Source organism: Oceanobacter sp. 5_MG-2023 (genome assembly GCF_030548165.1).
GTDB lineage: Bacteria > Pseudomonadota > Gammaproteobacteria > Pseudomonadales > Oceanobacteraceae > Oceanobacter.
The window spans coordinates 13,463-30,806 of the sequence record NZ_JAUORS010000007.1 but is presented as its reverse complement, the minus strand read 5'-3'; the positions used below and the strand labels follow the sequence as shown (position 1 = coordinate 30,806).

At 54.6% G+C, this 17,344-nt stretch carries 16 protein-coding genes; 12 read left to right on the top strand and 4 right to left on the bottom strand.

From position 1 onward, the window contains the following. Window positions 1–105: 105 nt before the first annotated feature. The 7 genes from Q4551_RS06375 to Q4551_RS06345 all read left to right on the top strand — a co-directional run bounded on the left by Q4551_RS06375 (window position 106) and on the right by Q4551_RS06345 (window position 6,940). Window positions 106–1,116, top strand: a complete 1,011-nt coding sequence (locus tag Q4551_RS06375) for an amidohydrolase family protein (protein WP_303432593.1) — start codon at window positions 106–108, stop codon at window positions 1,114–1,116. Between the two features lie 46 nt (window positions 1,117–1,162). Further along, the gene (locus tag Q4551_RS06370) at window positions 1,163–1,840 is read left to right on the top strand and encodes a 4-carboxy-4-hydroxy-2-oxoadipate aldolase/oxaloacetate decarboxylase (RefSeq protein ID WP_303432592.1); all 678 of its coding nucleotides are present in this window, start codon (window positions 1,163–1,165) and stop codon (window positions 1,838–1,840) included. Then, window positions 1,833–2,924 (top strand): 4-oxalomesaconate tautomerase, encoded by a 1,092-nt coding sequence (locus Q4551_RS06365; protein WP_303432591.1) that lies wholly within the window; start codon window positions 1,833–1,835, stop codon window positions 2,922–2,924. The genes Q4551_RS06370 and Q4551_RS06365 overlap by 8 nt, the downstream gene beginning before the upstream one ends. 120 nt (window positions 2,925–3,044) lie before the next feature. Continuing rightward, complete coding sequence (locus Q4551_RS06360; protein ID WP_303432589.1) at window positions 3,045–3,914, top strand: amidohydrolase family protein; 870 nt, start codon at window positions 3,045–3,047, stop codon at window positions 3,912–3,914. A gap of 46 nt (window positions 3,915–3,960) precedes the next feature. After that, window positions 3,961–4,326, top strand: a complete 366-nt coding sequence (locus Q4551_RS06355; RefSeq protein ID WP_303432587.1) for a protocatechuate 3,4-dioxygenase — start codon at window positions 3,961–3,963, stop codon at window positions 4,324–4,326. Continuing rightward, window positions 4,319–5,158 (top strand): class III extradiol dioxygenase family protein, encoded by an 840-nt coding sequence (locus Q4551_RS06350; protein ID WP_303432586.1) that lies wholly within the window; start codon window positions 4,319–4,321, stop codon window positions 5,156–5,158. The genes Q4551_RS06355 and Q4551_RS06350 overlap by 8 nt, the downstream gene beginning before the upstream one ends. 717 nt (window positions 5,159–5,875) lie before the next feature. Next, window positions 5,876–6,940, top strand: a complete 1,065-nt coding sequence (locus Q4551_RS06345) for a 3-deoxy-7-phosphoheptulonate synthase (protein WP_303432585.1) — start codon at window positions 5,876–5,878, stop codon at window positions 6,938–6,940. Between the two features lies 1 nt (window position 6,941). On the opposite strand, the gene Q4551_RS06340 is transcribed toward Q4551_RS06345, so the two are convergent. The 4 genes from Q4551_RS06340 to Q4551_RS06325 all read right to left on the bottom strand — a co-directional run bounded on the left by Q4551_RS06340 (window position 6,942) and on the right by Q4551_RS06325 (window position 10,397). Further along, window positions 6,942–7,700, bottom strand: coding sequence for a sulfite exporter TauE/SafE family protein (locus Q4551_RS06340; protein ID WP_303432583.1), 759 nt, complete (start codon window positions 7,698–7,700; stop codon window positions 6,942–6,944). Window positions 7,701–7,772: 72 nt separating this feature from the next. Continuing rightward, a complete protein-coding gene (locus tag Q4551_RS06335; RefSeq protein WP_303432582.1) occupies window positions 7,773–8,567 on the bottom strand; it encodes a PepSY-associated TM helix domain-containing protein in 795 nt (264 codons plus the stop codon). Window positions 8,568–8,587: 20 nt separating this feature from the next. Continuing rightward, window positions 8,588–9,127 carry an FMN-binding protein gene (locus Q4551_RS06330; RefSeq protein ID WP_303432581.1) on the bottom strand — a complete coding sequence of 180 codons (540 nt, stop codon included), beginning with the start codon at window positions 9,125–9,127 and terminating at the stop codon, window positions 8,588–8,590. Next, the gene (locus Q4551_RS06325) at window positions 9,114–10,397 is read right to left on the bottom strand and encodes a cytochrome-c peroxidase (RefSeq protein WP_303432580.1); all 1,284 of its coding nucleotides are present in this window, start codon (window positions 10,395–10,397) and stop codon (window positions 9,114–9,116) included. The genes Q4551_RS06330 and Q4551_RS06325 overlap by 14 nt, the downstream gene beginning before the upstream one ends. Window positions 10,398–10,656: 259 nt before the next feature. Between Q4551_RS06325 and Q4551_RS06320 the strand changes: the two genes are divergently transcribed. The 5 genes from Q4551_RS06320 to Q4551_RS06300 are packed head-to-tail and all read left to right on the top strand — an operon-like array spanning window position 10,657 to window position 17,238. Then, complete coding sequence (locus Q4551_RS06320) at window positions 10,657–12,138, top strand: imelysin family protein (protein ID WP_303432579.1); 1,482 nt, start codon at window positions 10,657–10,659, stop codon at window positions 12,136–12,138. 37 nt (window positions 12,139–12,175) lie between these two features. After that, the gene (locus Q4551_RS06315; protein WP_303432578.1) at window positions 12,176–13,687 is read left to right on the top strand and encodes a di-heme oxidoredictase family protein; all 1,512 of its coding nucleotides are present in this window, start codon (window positions 12,176–12,178) and stop codon (window positions 13,685–13,687) included. A 14-nt stretch (window positions 13,688–13,701) separates the two neighbouring features. Continuing rightward, the gene (locus tag Q4551_RS06310) at window positions 13,702–14,913 is read left to right on the top strand and encodes a DUF1513 domain-containing protein (protein WP_303432577.1); all 1,212 of its coding nucleotides are present in this window, start codon (window positions 13,702–13,704) and stop codon (window positions 14,911–14,913) included. 20 nt (window positions 14,914–14,933) lie between these two features. Continuing rightward, window positions 14,934–16,019, top strand: coding sequence for an imelysin family protein (locus tag Q4551_RS06305; RefSeq protein ID WP_303432576.1), 1,086 nt, complete (start codon window positions 14,934–14,936; stop codon window positions 16,017–16,019). Window positions 16,020–16,065: 46 nt separating this feature from the next. Further along, window positions 16,066–17,238 (top strand): porin, encoded by a 1,173-nt coding sequence (locus Q4551_RS06300; protein ID WP_303432574.1) that lies wholly within the window; start codon window positions 16,066–16,068, stop codon window positions 17,236–17,238. Window positions 17,239–17,344: the final 106 nt, after the last annotated feature.

The following is a 17,344-nucleotide window of genomic DNA, read 5'->3' as shown; positions in this document are numbered from 1 at the left end:
AGGTCGTTGGGTGCCTTTGGCATTCACGGACGTGCGGTGCGCTGTTTGCCTGTGCCGCTGGTACAGGCCCTGCGGGCCACTCCATCAACGAGTGAGAGAAGAATAATGATCATCGATTGCCATGGGCATTACACCACGACGCCGCCCGGCGTCGGCGAATACCGCGATCAGCAAAAAGCAGCGGTTGCGGCGGACCCTCTGTTCAAGGGTGAAAAAGGCACGATCAATATCACGGATGATGAGATTCGCGAATCGATCGTTAATAATCAGTTGAAGCTGCAGCAACAGCGCGGCACTGACCTGACCATTTTCTCTCCTCGCGCCAGCTGGATGGGGCATCACGTTGGTAACGAATACACCAGCCAGTACTGGACCGAGCATCAGAACGATATTATTCGCAGGGTGTGTGACCTGTTCCCGGAGAATTTTGTCCCGGTAGCCCAGTTACCGCAATCACCGGGGGTCGACCCGGCCAAGTCGGTGCCTGAGATTGTTCGTACCGTCGAGGAAATGGGCTTTATCGGTATTAACCTGAACCCGGACCCCAGTGGTGGTTTCTGGAATGGATCATCGCTGGCGGATCGGGCGTTTTATCCGATTTACGAAAAAATGGTTGAGTACGATATTCCCGCCATGGTGCACGTATCGGCATCCTGTAACGACTGTTTCCATACCACGGGTTCCCATTATCTGGGCGCCGATACCACCGGCTTTCAGCAATTGATGATGTCGGATGTGTTCAAGGATTTCCCTGAGCTGAAAATCATTATTCCTCATGGCGGCGGTGCGGTGCCTTATCACTGGGGGCGTTTCCGTGGGATGGCCCTTGATAAGGGATTTGAGCTGGAAGAACGGGTACTGAACAACGTGTATTTCGACACCTGTGTGTATCACCAGCGCGGCATTGATTTATTGCTCGATGTTATTCCGACCAAAAACATCCTCTTTGCCTCGGAAATGATTGGTGCGGTACGCGGCATCGACCCGGATACCGGCCACTTCTTCGACGATACCAAACGTTATATCGATGGGAACACGGCGCTGTCTGCGGCCCAGAAAGCCGACATCTTCGAGCACAACACTCGTCGCGTTTTCAGTCGTCTGGTACTGCCGTAATCAACTGGCCGGTGTGCCGGTGTGATAGACCAAAGGAAGCAACAGCATGAAAGAAACAGTCGTAGTACAACATATTGAACGGGCCGACCAGGCCGTGATTGATGGTCTGGCGGAATGTGGTGTGGCCACGGTTCATGAAGCCCAGGGCCGTGTTGGTTTGCTGGCGCATTACCTGCGCCCGATTCAACAGGATAAAAGTGTCGCCGGCTCCGCCATTACCATCTCTGGTGCCGCTGGTGATAACTGGATGATGCACGTTGCCATTGAGCAGTGTCAGCCCGGCGACATCATGGTTTTTGCGCCGACTTCACCGTCGATTCATGGCTTCTTTGGTGACTTGCTGGCGACCTCCGCCCAGTCACGCGGGGTGGTCGGACTGATTATTGATGGTGGCGTCCGGGATACCCGTGATCTGCGCCAGATGGAATTCCCGGTGTGGTCAAAAGCGGTCTTTGCGGAAGGCACCATCAAGGAAACCGTTGGCTCGGTCAACGTGCCACTGGTGTGTGCAGATGAACTGGTTTATCCCGGTGACGTGGTGGTGGCGGATGACGACGGCGTTGTTGTTGTGCGCCGTGAACAAGCCGCCGCGGTACTGGAAAAAGCCCGTGCCCGTATGGCGCTGGAAGAATCCAAGCGTGTGCGAATGGCCAACGGCGAGCTGGGGCTGGATATTTATGACATGCGTGGCCGCCTGCAAGACAAAGGCCTTAAATATGTCTGAGGCCCGCACCTTCGATCCGATTGACGGGGTGCGCTGTATGTGGATGCGAGGTGGCACCTCAAAAGGGGGCTACTTCCTGGCGCAAGACCTTCCGGCTGATACGGCCGTTAGAGATGCGTTTCTGTTACGGGTCATGGGATCTCCAGACCCGCGTCAGATTGATGGCTTGGGCGCAGCCGATCCCTTAACCGCCAAAGTGGCCGTGGTGCAGTGTTCCGAGCGTGAAGACGCCGATGTGGATTACCTGTTTCTGCAAGTGTTTGTGGATCAGGCCATCGTTACGGATGCGCAAAACTGCGGCAACATCCTTGCGGGAGTTGGCCCGTTTGCGATTGAACGGGGCCTGGTTGAAACCACCGGTGAAGACACCGATGTGCGTATTTTTATGGCCAACACCGGACAAATTGCCACGGCTCGGGTTCCGACGCCTGAAGGCAAGGTCAGTTATGTTGGCAACGCCCGTATTGATGGCGTGCCCGGTTGTGCCGCAGCCATTCCCGTTACCTTTGCCGATACCGCCGGTTCCAGTTGTGGTGCCTTGTTGCCCACCGGTCACTGTGTGGATGTGATTGATGGCGTTGAGGTTACGTTGATTGATAACGGCATGCCCGTGGTGGTTATGCAGGCTGCAGACATGGGTATTTCCGGTACCGAAAGCCGTGAAGAACTGGAAGCCAACGATGACTTGCGAGCGCGGTTGGAGTCCATTCGTTTACAGGCCGGGCCATTGATGAATCTGGGGGATGTGAAAGACAAATCCGTGCCCAAGATGACCATGGTCAGTGCTGCCAGCAACGGCGGAGCCTTGTCGACCCGGACTTTTATTCCTCATCGCTGTCATGCCTCGATTGGGGTGTTGGGCGCGGTCAGTGTGGCGACAGCGGCGGTGTTACCCGGCTCGCCGGCCGCTGCTGTTGCCTGTGTGCCGGAGGGTCAGCAGAAAACCCTGGCGGTCGAGCATCCGATCGGTGAAATGACCGTGATTCTGAATATGGACGATGGCGGTAACGTTGCTTCGGCGGCCTTGCTGCGTACGGCCCGCAAACTGTTTGATGGCGATGTGTTTGCGCATCCCAACGAATAAACCGGCTGCTTTTATGGGAAGGGACAGTGCTGAACGATCCGCATCTGTCCGTTTCTGCTGGTGTGTACCAGCCAATAAAAGTGCCAATAATGACCCGATAAAAACAAGGGCGACCTAATTATGATGGATCCAGATTACCTGCCATTTCATGCCAACCCGAGCAAACCAGAGTTCAAGACACCGGCTGGCGCGGTTGATGCGCACTGCCATGTTTTTGGCCCGGCGGCACAGTTTCCGTACCACCCGAAACGTAAATACACGCCGTGTGATGCTTCGAAAGAGCAGCTGTTTGCGCTGCGCGACTACCTGGGCTTTGAACGTAATGTGATTGTTCAGGCATCCTGCCATGGCACTGATAACGCGGCTCTGATGGATGCTCTGGACAGTGCCGGTGAGCTGGCCCGTGGGGTGGCTGTGGTTGATCCTGCGATTACGGTGGAAGAGCTGGAAGCGATGGACAAGGCCGGTGTTCGCGCCGTGCGTTTCAACTTCGTCAAACGCCTGGTCGATACCACGCCAAAAGCAGTGTTCCTGTCGGTGGCTGAAAAGATCAAGCCGCTGGGCTGGCATATCGTGGTGTACTTCGAAGCCCCGGACCTGGAAGAGCTGATTCCATTCCTGAACGAGCTGGATACCACCATTGTGGTGGATCATATGGGCCGCCCGGATGTTGCCAAGGGAGTGGATCACCCGGACTTCCAGCGTTTTATCGATATGATGAACAACAATGACAAAATCTGGGTCAAAGTCACTTGCCCGGAACGCCTGACCCTGACGGCGCCGGATTATCGCGACGTTGTCCCATTTGGCAAAAAGCTGGTCGAGCTGTTTCCTGACCGGGTGTTGTGGGGAACCGACTGGCCACATCCGAATATGAAATCCCATACCCCGGATGACGGCAAGCTGGTGGATGTTATCCCGATGATTGCCCCGACTGCCGAGCAGCAGCAGAAACTGCTGGTGGATAACCCGATGCGTTTGTATTGGTAATCAGCCCTGGCGTTCTGCGTCCGACCTAATCAGTGAGAATACAGTCATGTCAGACAATCAATTACGAGCCGTCGAGGGCACCATCCACTTTGATGGCCCCATGGCCACCAAAGGCTTCAGGTTCAACAAGATGTGTTATTCGTTTAACAGCGAAGACAACCGTCAGGCGTTCCGTGACGACCCGGAAGCCTATATGGAGCGTTTTGGTATCTCCGACGAGCAGCGGCAGGCGGTGCGAGACCAGGACATCATCCGTATGCTGGAGTTGGGCGGCAGCATCTACTATATGGCTAAATTTGCCATTATCTTTGGCTGGAACATGCAGATCATTGGCGGTATGCAAACTGGCCGTACCACCGAAGAATTCAAAGCATACCTGGAGAGCCAGGGGCGAGGTAAGCACCATGGCTAAGCTGATCGGTGGTATTACCACCTCACATATCCCTGCCATTGGGGTGGCGATGGATAAACATCTGGAAGACACCCCTTATTATCGGGATCTGTTTGCCATTTACCCTCCCATTCGAGAGTGGTTGCAGCAGGAAAAACCGGATATCGCCGTGTTGTTCTATAACGATCACGGCCTGGAAATGTTCCTCGACAAAAAACCGACGTTTGCCATTGGTTGCGCGCCGGAATACCACAATGCGGATGAAGGCTGGGGGATTAACCCGATCCCGCCAGTGACGGGTGAAACCGAGCTGAGCTGGCATATTGTCAATCATTTGATCGACAATGATTTTGACCCGACCGTATGTCAGGACATCAAGGTCGATCACGGCGCTACCGTTCCGCTGACGTTGCTGTGGCCGAACTTTACCTATCAGGGTATCAAGGTGATTCCGGTCAGCATCAACTGCGAACGTCATCCGATGCCCAAACCATCCCGCAGCTATGCCTTTGGCCAGGCTATTGGTGATGCCATCCGCTCCTGGGACAGCGACCAGAAGGTTGTAGTGCTGGGTACCGGCGGCTTGTCGCATCAGCTTGATGGTCAACGTGCCGGGATACTCAATGGCGATTTTGACAACGACTGCATGGATAAACTGGTTAACGACCCGGAAGCCCTATGCCAGTACAGCAACGCCGACCTGATTGAAAAAGGCGGTGCGCAAATGGTCGAACTGGCGATGTGGATGGCCATGCGTGGCACCATGACCGGCGAAGTGAAAGAAGTGTTACGCAGCTATGTGTCACCGATTTCCAATACCGGGGTCGGTGTGCAGCTGCTGGTGAATACCTGAGCCGTATCAACTTCGGCTCCATCGGCAAGTGTGGTTGGCGGTGGTGACGATGTTCTGGCCGTGTCTGCTCCCGGTCATCGCTCTCCTGGGACGATGATTTATTATGGGCAGGGGCGGTCTTTTTTGACGAACTGTCTGGATGTGCTGTCTTGAAAGCTATGCCGGGCTTTCAGCCAGTATTCACCCTGTGAATACCATATACAGCACAGAATATTGATATTTATGGTTGCAATTCAGACATTCGGGATTAGGATAAACACATCACCTGAACAAATGCCCCGGTACAACAATGAACCCAGCACGGTTACAGCAACGCTTGAACAGCTCTACGACCCCGGTCGCAGCGGCGAGCCTGTGCCTGAGTGATGTCAGCGTGGCGTATTGGTGGTTTGGTTATGACTATTTTAGTCAGGAGCCAGGCTGCCCGTAGTGTCAATAGAACACCCGGCAGTTTGGCTTCAAGCCAGCTGCCACCGGAAACCCCGATTGGCAGCAGGCTGATCGGGGTTTTTTTATGATTGTTTTTCACAGGATTCAGTTCGAGGTTGCTATGCAAGTATTGGCAAAACTCAAAATTTCTCAAGCTTGCACCAGTCTGTGCGGCTTCTGGTTGTGGCGATTTAGCTGCGGTGATGTGCGGGCGCGATATTGGCGCTGGCCCATCACCGGACCACAGCAAAGACACCATATCCAGTAAAAAATTTGAGGAATAGCAACATGACAACATCTACTTTGACTTCCCGTTCTGCCAGTAGCAATGACCCGGCAGTCCGACCGATTACCACCCCCGCCATGCTCAAGGCCCGTATGGCATTGAGTGATGGCCTGCGTATCCAGATTGAGCAGCAACGCCAGCAGATTCGCAACATCCTGAACGGTGATGATTCACGCCTGCTGGTGATTACCGGGCCTTGCTCCATTCATGATGAAACCGCCGCGCTGGATTACGGCCAGCGGCTGGTCGCCCTGAATAAAGAACTGGGCGACCGTCTGCTGATTGTGATGCGTGCCTACGTCGAGAAACCACGGACGCATGTGGGCTGGAAAGGACTGGCTTACGACCCGGATTGTAATGGCGAAGGCGATATGCAAGCCGGACTGGAGCGCTCCCGCAAAGTGATGCTGGCACTGGCCGAAATGGGTTTGCCACTGGCAACCGAAGCATTGAACCCGCTGGTAATGATGTACCTGGACGACCTGATCAGCTGGACGGCCATTGGTGCCCGCACCGCGGAGTCACAGATCCATCGTGAAATGGTCAGCCATCTGGGTATGCCCACCGGATTGAAAAATGGCACCGACGGCTCCATGATGACAGCGATCAATGCCATGGTGGCCGCCCGTCATAGCCACCACACGCTGGGGGTGGATTGCCATGGTCAAATGGCCATGCTGACCACTCCGGGCAATCCGGATACCCATATTGTCCTGCGTGGCGGCAATGGCCTGACGAACTACGATGCCGACAGCATTGCATCGGCACAACAGCAGTTACAGGCGGCTGGCTGTCATGTTGGTGTACTGGTGGATTGCAGCCATGCCAATGCCTGCAAGCAGCATCGTCGCCAAACCGCCATTGCGCTGGATGTGGTGGCGCAGCGGCTGGCAGGTAATGAGCGGATTCTGGGGGTGATGCTGGAAAGCTTCATCAACGAAGGCAACCAGAAAATGTCGGCCAATCTGGTGTACGGCCAGTCCATTACCGATCCTTGTCTGGGATGGGATCAGACAGAAGTCCTGTTGCGTGAAATGCATCAGCAACTGGGCGAGATCAAACCGTGACTCACATACTCTGCCAGCCCTGCCAGAGCAGGCGCAGGGCGAGCAGAGTAACCACAATCCGGAAGGTCTGTTTAAACCAGCGGCCCGGAATACGGTTTAACAGTTTCAGCCCCAGCCAGGTGCCCATGGTGCCACTGAGAACCATCAGCAGCACCAGTGGCAGCCACTCCCAGAAAGCAAAACCAATGGTGCCGAATACCACAGCCTTGAACGAATGTTGCAGCGTCATACAGGTCGCAAAGGTACTGGTGAGCTGTAATTTGCTGTAGTTGTTGCGATGCACAAAACCGGCTACCAGTGGCCCGGTGGCACCAACAAACATGGTGAGGAAGGTTGTCAAGGCGCCGGCAAATACCCGTCCTGTTGAACTGAGCTGACGTTTGCCTGGCTTGTTGCCCCATACCAGAAACAGAATAAACCCCGCCACCGCAAACTGAATCAGGTACAGCGGCAATTGCACCACGACCACACTGGCCAGTCCGGCTCCCAGCAATGCCCCGATACTGAAATACCTCAGCATGGCCCAGTCGATATGACGCCAGGTCATCACCATGCGATTACCATTGGAACCCAGCTGCACCAGACCATGTACTGGAATCAGGGCGTTGACGGGTACCAGTGATGCCATGACTGCCAATAGCAGCAGGCCACCACCAATACCGACAGCAGCCGTCATCAGTGACGTAAACCCGGCCACTGCGATCAGGATAATGGCCGCTGTCAGCGACAGGTCGGCGGGAGTGAGCAGTTCAAGTAACATGGCCAGTATCTCCGTTGACGATCGGGTATCGGTATTGTTAGCAAGGTGGCGTTTTGCGGTGATGTCTAAAGGTTACATTCCGGGCTTGTGGCGCCGCGGCTTCTGTCGACTACAACCATGACGTCCGCCGCGTTTTAGCCAGGCGCGCTTCAGCCAGGTGAGGGTACCGCTCAAGGCCAGAAATATCAGCACAAGGCTGACGGCATCCACCACCCAGACGCCCACCTCGCCAAACAGACGGCCGCTGTGTAAATCCAGCAGCAAGCGTTCGCGGGAAATCCCCGGCAAGGGCTTGTCCCTGTTCAGAGACTCGACCAGTTCAGCAGGCAAGGGAGTGAGAGTGGCCCAAGGCGAGTCCGCTGTCGGGACGGATTCGGGCGGTAGTGGTTGCCAGCTCCAGCTGTTGTTATCGAGATAATAGGGTGGGCTGGACAGCAGCAGGGCATCTTGATCCGGCAGCATGCCCAGTGTGCTGGCTTGCAGTGGCAGACTGCCCAGTTCTTCAACCAGTTGGCCATCAGGCAAATACAGGGCAATGCGGTTATTACACAGCAGGGCAATGGTTTCTTGCCAACGCAAGGCACCCAACAAGGGCTGATCGCAGTGGCCGATGGCATCGTGATCCAGATACAGGGTGTCGCCAACCTGACTGACCCAGTGATCCCCAGCGGCAAACCCTTGCTCGACAGTGGTGTCCTGAATGCCATACAGCCAGGCGATCCAGGAGGAGTAGACCGGTATTTTGGCCCATCCCAGTGACTGGCTGTGATTGATCAGGATGCCGGTAATGGCCAGCATCAATAGAACCGGCAGGATGATCAGGCCGCCGCGGCGATGCCAATGAATCAGAAAAGGAACAAGTTTCAAAACAGAGCCTGTATCAGGAGTCAGGGTTGGGTGGCGGCCTGATTGTGGCTGACCCCGGTTTGCTCTGCAAGATACAGTGCCAGACGGGCGACATTGGTTACGGCCCGCACCGACAAGGTTGCACCGGTAATGCCGTCAATATGCTGGCTGAGTTGTCGGGACTTGTCCAGCCTCGCCCCGGTAAACTGGTCAGTAAAAAACGGGTAGCGTACTTCCCAGCCACGGGATTCGAGAAACGCCAGTACCGCAACCGATTGTATCTGGTTATCGGTAATCACCACGCCGATGGTGATTGGCTTCTCTTTGCCAATCTCTTGCAGAATCCAGGCGCTGGTGGTGTCGGCTTGCCAGTATCGTACCCGCAAACCAACGTAAGAATGGCCGAGCAAGGCGGTGGCGGCTTCTTTATGTTCCGGTTTGAGCCACAGGGTTTTGGCCGCTGCTGGCTGCTCGCCAAACGCCTGTGACAGGAACGCTTCCTGACTGAGGTAGTTGTCGGCGCTGGCCATGCTGGCCAGGCACCATAATGTCAGGCTCCAGAGAATATTATTCCGTTTCACAGTTTTCCCACTCGGCATCAGAAATCAGGCTTTCATAGCGGGCATCGGTGAGCGTCATCATAAAACAGACCAGTGCTTCGACGTCATCGTCATCGAACAGGCTGCCATCCTGCAGTTCGGTCAGGCTGATGGTCTCGCTGATTTCCGGCTCCGCCCATTCCACACCGGTTTCAGGGTTGATTGTGTAGCGGCTGCCCGTGAGCCAGTGATCGTAAAACTTGACGACCGTGGCCAGCTCATTAAACACGCCGTTATGCATATAAGGCGCAGTGATGGCGACGTTACGCAGCGTTGGTACCTTGAATTTACCGGCTTCGGTATCGGCGGTGACGGCGCTGTTGTTTAATTGCAAACCGGTATCAATAAAGTCATCGTCCGAGCCATTGGCCAGCCGTACTGCGGTATTCACCGGGACACCAATATTGTGGTACTCATAGCCGGTAAAGGTCTCGCCGCTGTAGCCCTGGGACTTGAGTTGGTGACACGTGGCGCAGTTGGTGAATTGCTGGGAGAAAAACAGCACCTTGCCCGAGGCGACTTTGGATAATACGCCGTAATCGTAGTAGTCCTCATCATTTGAACTCAGTTGTGAACGATCGTATTTGGAATCGAAGGGAGCAAAAACATCCGTTGCCTCAAAGGTGGCAATGGCGTCGGTCATGGCTTCGTAAGCGGTATCGGTATCGTCAAACACATCGGTACCATACAAGGATTCGAAGGCTGCAATATAATCTTCATTTTCTAACAGGCGTTCGACTACGCTGGCGCGATCTGCCATGCCCATTTCAATCGGGTTTAATGGCGGGCCACCGGCCTGATCGGCGAGGGTGGAAGAGCGGCCATCATGAAACTGGCCGCCCAGCCAGCCACTGTAATCGGACTGGCTGCTGTTGAAGCGACTGCGCGTACCTTCCTGAAACTCCGGTGACAGTGAGGCGTACAGCACCGTTGGTGCATTACGGTCTCCCAGGGATACATCGTCATCACCAAGTGATACGGCAGCAGTCAGCCCGTTGTCATCTTCGCGGCTGTCGGTAAAGGCCTTGTCGGCATCGTGACAGCTGGCACAGGACTGGGTGCGGTTGAATGAGAGATTGGTATCGTTGAACAGGCTTTCGCCGAGGGCTGCCTTGCTTTCGAAGGCAAGGCTTGACGAATCAGACGAACTGCCACAACTGCTCAGTAGCAGCGCCAACAATAAAATTGAATACTTTTTCACGGTGACTCCGGTATTGCCCATTCCCTTGGGGTAATGGCTGATAAATCGCATGGTGGCTGGTTACTCTTGTCTGTTGTGATCCCCAGCTTGTTGTGGTGATCAGGAAGGCTGCTACCAAGGTGGCCAGTTTAGCATGCGTCAATAATCCTGCTAACGATAATGCAATCCCAAGTCTATTTGTAAATCATTTGCATTAGTAATATGATCTCAATCAAATCGAATCGGAACTATTTCGTTTTAATGTAAATGAGATGTTATCCGAAAGACAAATAGTCCGCCAAATTCCTTTATTGCCAGATCGGAGTGTTAAATGATGAAACTGACCTCGCTTGCTGCGGCTATCGCCGTAACTTCCCTGTTAACTGCTTGTGGCAGTAGCTCAGACAGCTCTTCGTCTGATTCCGTTATCAATGTTGATAACGTCAGCAAGGTGTTGGAAACCAACGCTGATATTGCCTACGCCGCTTATTCAGATGCCGTGACCACGGCCAAAGCATTACAAACCGCCTTGCAAACCTTCCGCGAAGATCCGACCGAAGAGAACTTTGTTGCCGCTAAAACCGCCTGGCTGGTTGCGCGTGAACCTTATGGCCAGACTGAAGTTTATCGCTTCCGCCTGAGCCCGATTGACTCTACCGACTACAGCTCGGAAGACGGCCCGGAAGGTGATATCAATGCCTGGCCATTAGGTGAAGCCCTGATCGACTATGTGCAGACCAACGATACTGACTTTGGTACCGATCAGGTGGGCGTAACCGCCAACTCGGCTGGCATTAATGGTGGTGGTGCCTTGACGGCAGCCGATGCGGAAGATCAGTCGAATAACATCATTGGTGATGTGACGATTGATATCACCGCCGACCTGTTGGCCAATACTGCCACCGCCGATGACGAGCATGATGTGATTGCCGGATACCACGCAATTGAATTCCTGCTGTGGGGACAGGACCTGAACAATGATGGTGAAACCACGGATGGTACGGATCGTGATGAGGCGGTTAAAACCAACGAAGCGTATAACTACGCGAAAGGCGGTGATCGTCCTCTGAGCGATCTGGCTGAGGGTTACTCTGAGACCGACACTTACGACAGCAGCAATTTGTCCAACCGTCGTCACAAATTTATGGAAGTGGCGGTTGAGAAGCTGATCGACGATTTGGAAACTGTTCGTGATAGCTGGGCTGACGGCGCTTCATACCGCACTGAGTTTACCACCATCAGCAGCGAAGATGACGCCAAACAGAAGCTGGCCGAAATTCTCACCGGTATGGGTACATTGTCTGAAGGCGAGCTGGCGGGTGAGCGGATGCAGATTGCGTTTTCTTCCAACTCCCAGGAAGACGAGCATTCTTGCTTCTCGGATAACACGCACCGCGATATCTGGCTGAATGCCGAAGGCGTCTCCAACAGCTATTACGGTGAATACGCCGGTTACGACAGCACATTGGACGGCACTGACGATGTGACGACCAATGCGGTAAGTGGTTATGGTCTTGATGATTACCTGGCTGATGCCGGTCTGACAGAGGTAGCGGCTTCCATGGTAACGGCGTTGAGCACCACCAGCACCGCTTACGAAAGCATTGATAGCCTGGCCCGTGAAGGTACCCCCTTCGACGTACAGATCATGGACGCTACCACCGATGAGCCAGCCTACGATACAATCAAGGCGCTGAACGCTCAATCAACCGTGATTGCCGATGTTGCTGAAGCGCTTGAGATCGACGGCGATGTGGTTGTCGATGTTGATGCTTCCGAGTGTGATACCACTGATCCAACCACTGAGTGCTAATCTCAATGGCTGATCAATTGTTGACGGAGGCTGGCTGATGCGCCGTCTCTGTTTTCACCTGAAGCCGGGTTTATCCCGGCTTTTTGGCATCTTTATGTTGGCAGTGTGGGTTGTTGCCAGCAGTGGTTGTTCCGAGCAGATACCGGAGCCTGAACCGGCAGAAACACGCCCTGGTGGGGCTGCGACAACCTCGATTATCCCGTTCCCGGAACTGGACAAGGTAACACCTAATTTGCCAGAGCAAGAGCGGCCGCTGTTTTATGCCGGTCGGGCCTTGGCGCACCAACCCTGGGTCAAGGCACCTACTATTACCGATGCACGTGATGGACTGGGGCCGATTTATAACGCCCGTGGTTGTCTCGCTTGCCATATTCGGGGCGGTAAAAGCCGTATGCCGGATAATGCCGATACCCCTTTGTTTGGGCCACTGATTCGTATGAGTGTGGTGTTGGATGATGCCGCCGCCATGACAGCGGCTGCAAACAGCCATGACGGTGTTATTCCTGACCCCGTGTATGGCGACCAGTTACAAACCCAATCAATTGCCCTGATGCACCAGTTACGTCAAGCCACACCAACGGCCATGGCTGAGCAACAACAGGTGCCACCAGAAGCATATGCCTATATCACATGGCATGAACAAGCTTTTATATACCCGGATGGCAGCAGCGTCAGTTTGCGCAAGCCGGAGCTGGATTTGCGTTACGCCGCTTATGGGGACTTCGACACTAACACCCGTTTTAGTGTGCGCAATGCGCCGGCGATCCACGGGATGGGGTTGCTGGAATTGATCGCACAGTCCGACTTGGAAGCCCTGGCCGATCCGGAAGACGCTGATGGTAATGGCATTTCCGGTCGACAGAACCGGGTTTGGGATGCCAGAAGCCAGCGCTGGCTACCAGGCCGCTTTGGCCACAAGGCCAACCGTCCCAACATGGACATGATTGTCGCGTCGGCATTTGCCAATGATATTGGTATCAGTAATCCACTGTTTCCATCCCAGCCCTGTACGGCGTATCAGCCACTGTGTGAGCAACAAAGAAATGGAAATGATAGTCAGGGAATGGAATTACCTGATAATCTTTTGCGCCTGGTCACGAATTTCACTCGCAATCTGGGTGTGCCCCAGCGGCGGAATGTTGATAATGCCGAGGTCCTCGAAGGACGTACGCTTTTTTATGCCACCGGGTGTGTGGCGTGCCATCAGCCGAGCTATACCACCGTCGCCAGTACAACACAGCCACACTTGGGCAATCAGCGTATCTGGCCTTATACCGACCTGCTATTACATGATATGGGGCCGGCACTGGCCGATGGTCGCCCAGACTTTGCTGCCAGTGGCAGTGAATGGCGCACGCCACCCTTGTGGGGCGCCGGCTTGATGGCGCGAGTCAACGGCAGTCAGCAATATTTGCACGATGGCCGGGCTCGCAGCATTGAAGAGGCGATTCTGTGGCATGGTGGCGAAGCCGCCATGGCACGCCAGAAATTCGCGGATCTAAGCGCCGAAGAGCGTCACAATCTGCTTCAGTTTGTTGAATCACTCTAGATGGGAGAACCGTGATGTCAGCGGATTCAGCATCATCAGGATTAGCACAGGACCCGTCACGACGGCGTCTGTTGGGAGGAGTCGCCAGTGCCCTGGCGGCCTCCGCCTTGCCAGGAACGGCATTTGCGGCAACATCGGCCAGTCGGTATTCGACCAGCGCAGTCGTCACCGGCACCGAAGCCTGGGTCAGTGCCGAAGGCGATGGCGAAGACGGCTATTTTGCCAGCTGGATTGTCGATGGCGAGCGGCGTGCTGAGTTGCACTCTGCCAGCAGTGGTTTTCGTGGCCATGGTTTGGCCCAACACCCACAGCGTCTGGATCAGGCGGTCATGTTTGCCCGTCGGCCAGGCACCCAGGCGTTGGTGCTTAACCTGCTGGATGGTTCCGTCGAACAGGTGATCGAGTGCACCACTGGCCATCATATGCACGGTCATGGGTGTTTCAGTCCGGATGGTCAGCATTTGTTGACCACCGAATCGGATTACCGCACTGGCACCGGCAAGCTGATGGTGCGCAATACGGTTAACTGGCAGCTCGAGGCCGAATATCTGACCCATGGTATCGGCCCCCACGATGTCCACGTGATGCCGGATGGCCAGTCGCTAGTGGTTGCCAATGGCGGTTTGCTGACGCATCCGGACAGTGGTCGCAAGGTGCTGAATCTGGACACCATGGACCCATCGCTGGTGTATCTGTCACTCGCTAATGGCACCCTGATCAGTCAGCATCGCTTGCCGGAAAGCAAAGCCAGTATTCGTCACCTGGCATTGGCGGACGATGGCACCGTTGCCATTGCGACCCAATTGCAGCGCCCGGCGATGCACAGTCATGCACTGGTACCTCTGGCGGCAATACACAAACCTGGTCAGCCGCTGGTTACGCTGCAAGGGCCGGAAACCCTGATCCTTAAATTTAACGATTATATGGGCAGTGCTGCCTTGCATAATGGTGAGCGTATTGCGGCATTTTCCAGCCCGCGGGGCGATCTGGTGGCATTCTGGCATCTGGATACGCACCAGCTGGTTGGCTATCACGCCTTTTTTGATGTCTGTGGCCTGACCGTCAGCCGTGACCAGCAGTACTTTGTATTGAGTAATTCCCGTGGTGATGTGCGCATGATTGATGTCCGCAGCCTGAAAGAAGACCGCGCCATGCGGCGCTCATTTGCTGGCCGTCACTGGGACAATCATATGTTTACCTTTACCCTACCAGACCAATCTGTATGACCTTGATAAAGAGAATCCCGATGTTGAAATCCGCTTCTGCCTGGTTGTGTCTGGGCACCTGTCTGACACTGGCCAGCTGTGGTGGCAGTCGTGAAAACGATGCCGTTGCCTTGACCGAAGGCTCTCTGTCTCTGGCGCTGGAGCAGCTGGTTGATGGCACCATCATCGTTGCCAGTGAGCAATTTGCCAGTGAAGTCAGTGACTTCAACAACAGTGTCGACAGCTTTTGTAGCGCTCCGGATGAAGCTGGCTTGAGCCAGCTGCAAACGGACTGGAAAACAATGGCAGATAGCTGGTACCGCTTGTTGCCATTCAATTTTGGCCCATTGTTCGACGACACCGTTTTCCCGGTGTACCAGTTCGTTGACTCCTACCGGGTGCGTGGGACCAATTATACTGCCACGGTGCGCTCGAATATCCAGACCCTGATAGATTCAGAGTCGGAAACAGAGCTTGGCAGTAGCTACTTCGACGGCCTTACGTTCCAGTATGTCGGCTTGCTGCCGCTGGAAGTCGTGGCATTTGAAACCGCCAGTGACCAGAGCCAGGTGGCGGCCGATATCGTTGCTGAGTTTATACAGCAACCACGCAAATGTGAGGTGATGGAAGGCTTGGCAGGCAGTGTGCAAAATCGCGCTGACTACGTGGTAAATGGCTGGACCCTTGATCACCTGGAGAGCGGCACATCTTACCGGGACCTGTTTCTGGCGGGGGATCTGGATGATGGTTCTGAGCCACTGACAGCATTGATTTCTGCCGTGCAAAGCTATCTCGACTATTTGCAGCAGCGTGACACCGTCAGCAACGTCGCGGCCTTGTCGGGCAATGCCTGGCCTGAAATGCAGGCCAGTATCGACGTGATTACTGAATTGCTGGAAGGCTCCGAATCCACCACCGTGAGCTTGTTTGACTTGATGGAATCCGCCGGTAACAGCGCCGATGCCGATACGGTACGCAGCAATCTGGAGCAAGCCAACGATGCCATCAGCGATCAGGATGCCACCAGTTTTAACAGCATGGCAGCGGCACTGGATGGCAACTTCAAACGTGAAATTCCCGATGGGCTTGATGTCAGCCTTGGCATCAATTTCAGTGATGGCGACTGACATAGTGACTGAATTTAACCTTAGATACCTTAAGCAGGATACCGTAATGAAATACACCCTGGCCCCTTTGGCAGTGATTGCCGCGACAGGATTGGTTACTCCGGCATACGCTGCCGATGACCAGCAAGATACCATCCGCCAGCTGGAGCAACGTATCCAGCAGCTGGAAGAGTCACTGAATGGCCGTATGGAAATGATGGCCGATGCCATTGATGCCCAGCAACAGACATCGTCGCACAGCAATATTCACTTTGGTGGTTATGGTGAATTGAACTATCACAATCTCAGTGTGGATGGCACTGATGACAAGCAGCTTGATTTCCGTCGCTGGGTGCTGTTTGTGGGATACGATTTTTCTGATCGGGTGCATTTCCACTCAGAATTTGAAGTGGAGCATACCGTTGTTCCCGGCTCTGATGGCGAAGGGGCGGTTGAGCTGGAACAGGCTTTCTTGCAAGTGGACTTGTCGGATACCCAGCAGGTCAAAACCGGTATCCAGCTGGTTCCTGTCGGTATCGTCAACGAAACCCACGAACCAACCACTTACTACGGGGTTGAACGGCCGGTGCTGGAAACCACCATCGTACCAACCACCTGGTATGTTGGCGGTATCATGTACAGCCAGCAGTTTTCCAGTGGCCTGAGCTACGATGTCATGCTGTCGGAAGGGATGAAAACCGATGATCCCAGCACCGATTCCGATGCTGATCCTTTTGATCTGAAAGCCGGCAAGCAAAAAACTTCCAATGCCGATGCCTTTGATCTGGCAACTACCGTGCGCGTGCGTTACACCGGCGTCAGTGGCCTGGAGCTGGCGGCGTATGCCCAGTACCAGCCTGACCTGGACCAGAGCGCAGTAGAATCCTACGCCGACTCGGCCACCTTGCTGGGTGCCCATCTGGTGTATCAGTTGAACGATGTCACCCTGAAAGGCATGTATGCCCGTTGGGATCTGGCAGGAGATGACGCCAAGGAGGCAGGCAAGCAGGTTCAGGACGGCGGTCAGCTGGAAGTCTCCTGGAAAGCATTGCCATCGGTAGGGGTGTTTGCCCGTCAGACTGCCTGGTCGCAGGAAGAAGGCGTGGATAAGATCCAGACCAACGCCGGTGTCAATTATTATCCGGTCGATCAGGTGGTATTCAAATTTGACTATCAGCTACAGAACGAAGCGGCGGGCAATACCGACGGTTTCTATCTTGGTATGGGCTACCATTTCTGACAGCTGCCTGATGGCGCCAGTTACACCGGCAACGCAATCGGCTTCCAACAGGAAGCCGATTGCGTTTATAACCGCCGGGTTGTTGGTTGTTAATCCTTCCTTGTTG

What these genes read in the sequence shown, in the direction of transcription:
- Q4551_RS06340 (WP_303432583.1), bottom strand. Translation starts at nt 7,700, where the DNA reads ATGTTACTTGAACTGCTCACTCCCGCCGACCTGTCGCTGACAGCGGCC.
- Q4551_RS06315 (WP_303432578.1), top strand. Translation starts at nt 12,176, where the DNA reads ATGCGCCGTCTCTGTTTTCACCTGAAGCCGGGTTTATCCCGGCTTTTT.
- Q4551_RS06350 (WP_303432586.1), top strand. Translation starts at nt 4,319, where the DNA reads ATGGCTAAGCTGATCGGTGGTATTACCACCTCACATATCCCTGCCATT.
- Q4551_RS06345 (WP_303432585.1), top strand. Translation starts at nt 5,876, where the DNA reads ATGACAACATCTACTTTGACTTCCCGTTCTGCCAGTAGCAATGACCCG.
- Q4551_RS06305 (WP_303432576.1), top strand. Translation starts at nt 14,934, where the DNA reads ATGTTGAAATCCGCTTCTGCCTGGTTGTGTCTGGGCACCTGTCTGACA.
- Q4551_RS06300 (WP_303432574.1), top strand. Translation starts at nt 16,066, where the DNA reads ATGAAATACACCCTGGCCCCTTTGGCAGTGATTGCCGCGACAGGATTG.
- Q4551_RS06325 (WP_303432580.1), bottom strand. Translation starts at nt 10,397, where the DNA reads ATGCGATTTATCAGCCATTACCCCAAGGGAATGGGCAATACCGGAGTC.
- Q4551_RS06375 (WP_303432593.1), top strand. Translation starts at nt 106, where the DNA reads ATGATCATCGATTGCCATGGGCATTACACCACGACGCCGCCCGGCGTC.
- Q4551_RS06310 (WP_303432577.1), top strand. Translation starts at nt 13,702, where the DNA reads ATGTCAGCGGATTCAGCATCATCAGGATTAGCACAGGACCCGTCACGA.
- Q4551_RS06360 (WP_303432589.1), top strand. Translation starts at nt 3,045, where the DNA reads ATGATGGATCCAGATTACCTGCCATTTCATGCCAACCCGAGCAAACCA.
- Q4551_RS06365 (WP_303432591.1), top strand. Translation starts at nt 1,833, where the DNA reads ATGTCTGAGGCCCGCACCTTCGATCCGATTGACGGGGTGCGCTGTATG.
- Q4551_RS06320 (WP_303432579.1), top strand. Translation starts at nt 10,657, where the DNA reads ATGATGAAACTGACCTCGCTTGCTGCGGCTATCGCCGTAACTTCCCTG.
- Q4551_RS06370 (WP_303432592.1), top strand. Translation starts at nt 1,163, where the DNA reads ATGAAAGAAACAGTCGTAGTACAACATATTGAACGGGCCGACCAGGCC.
- Q4551_RS06355 (WP_303432587.1), top strand. Translation starts at nt 3,961, where the DNA reads ATGTCAGACAATCAATTACGAGCCGTCGAGGGCACCATCCACTTTGAT.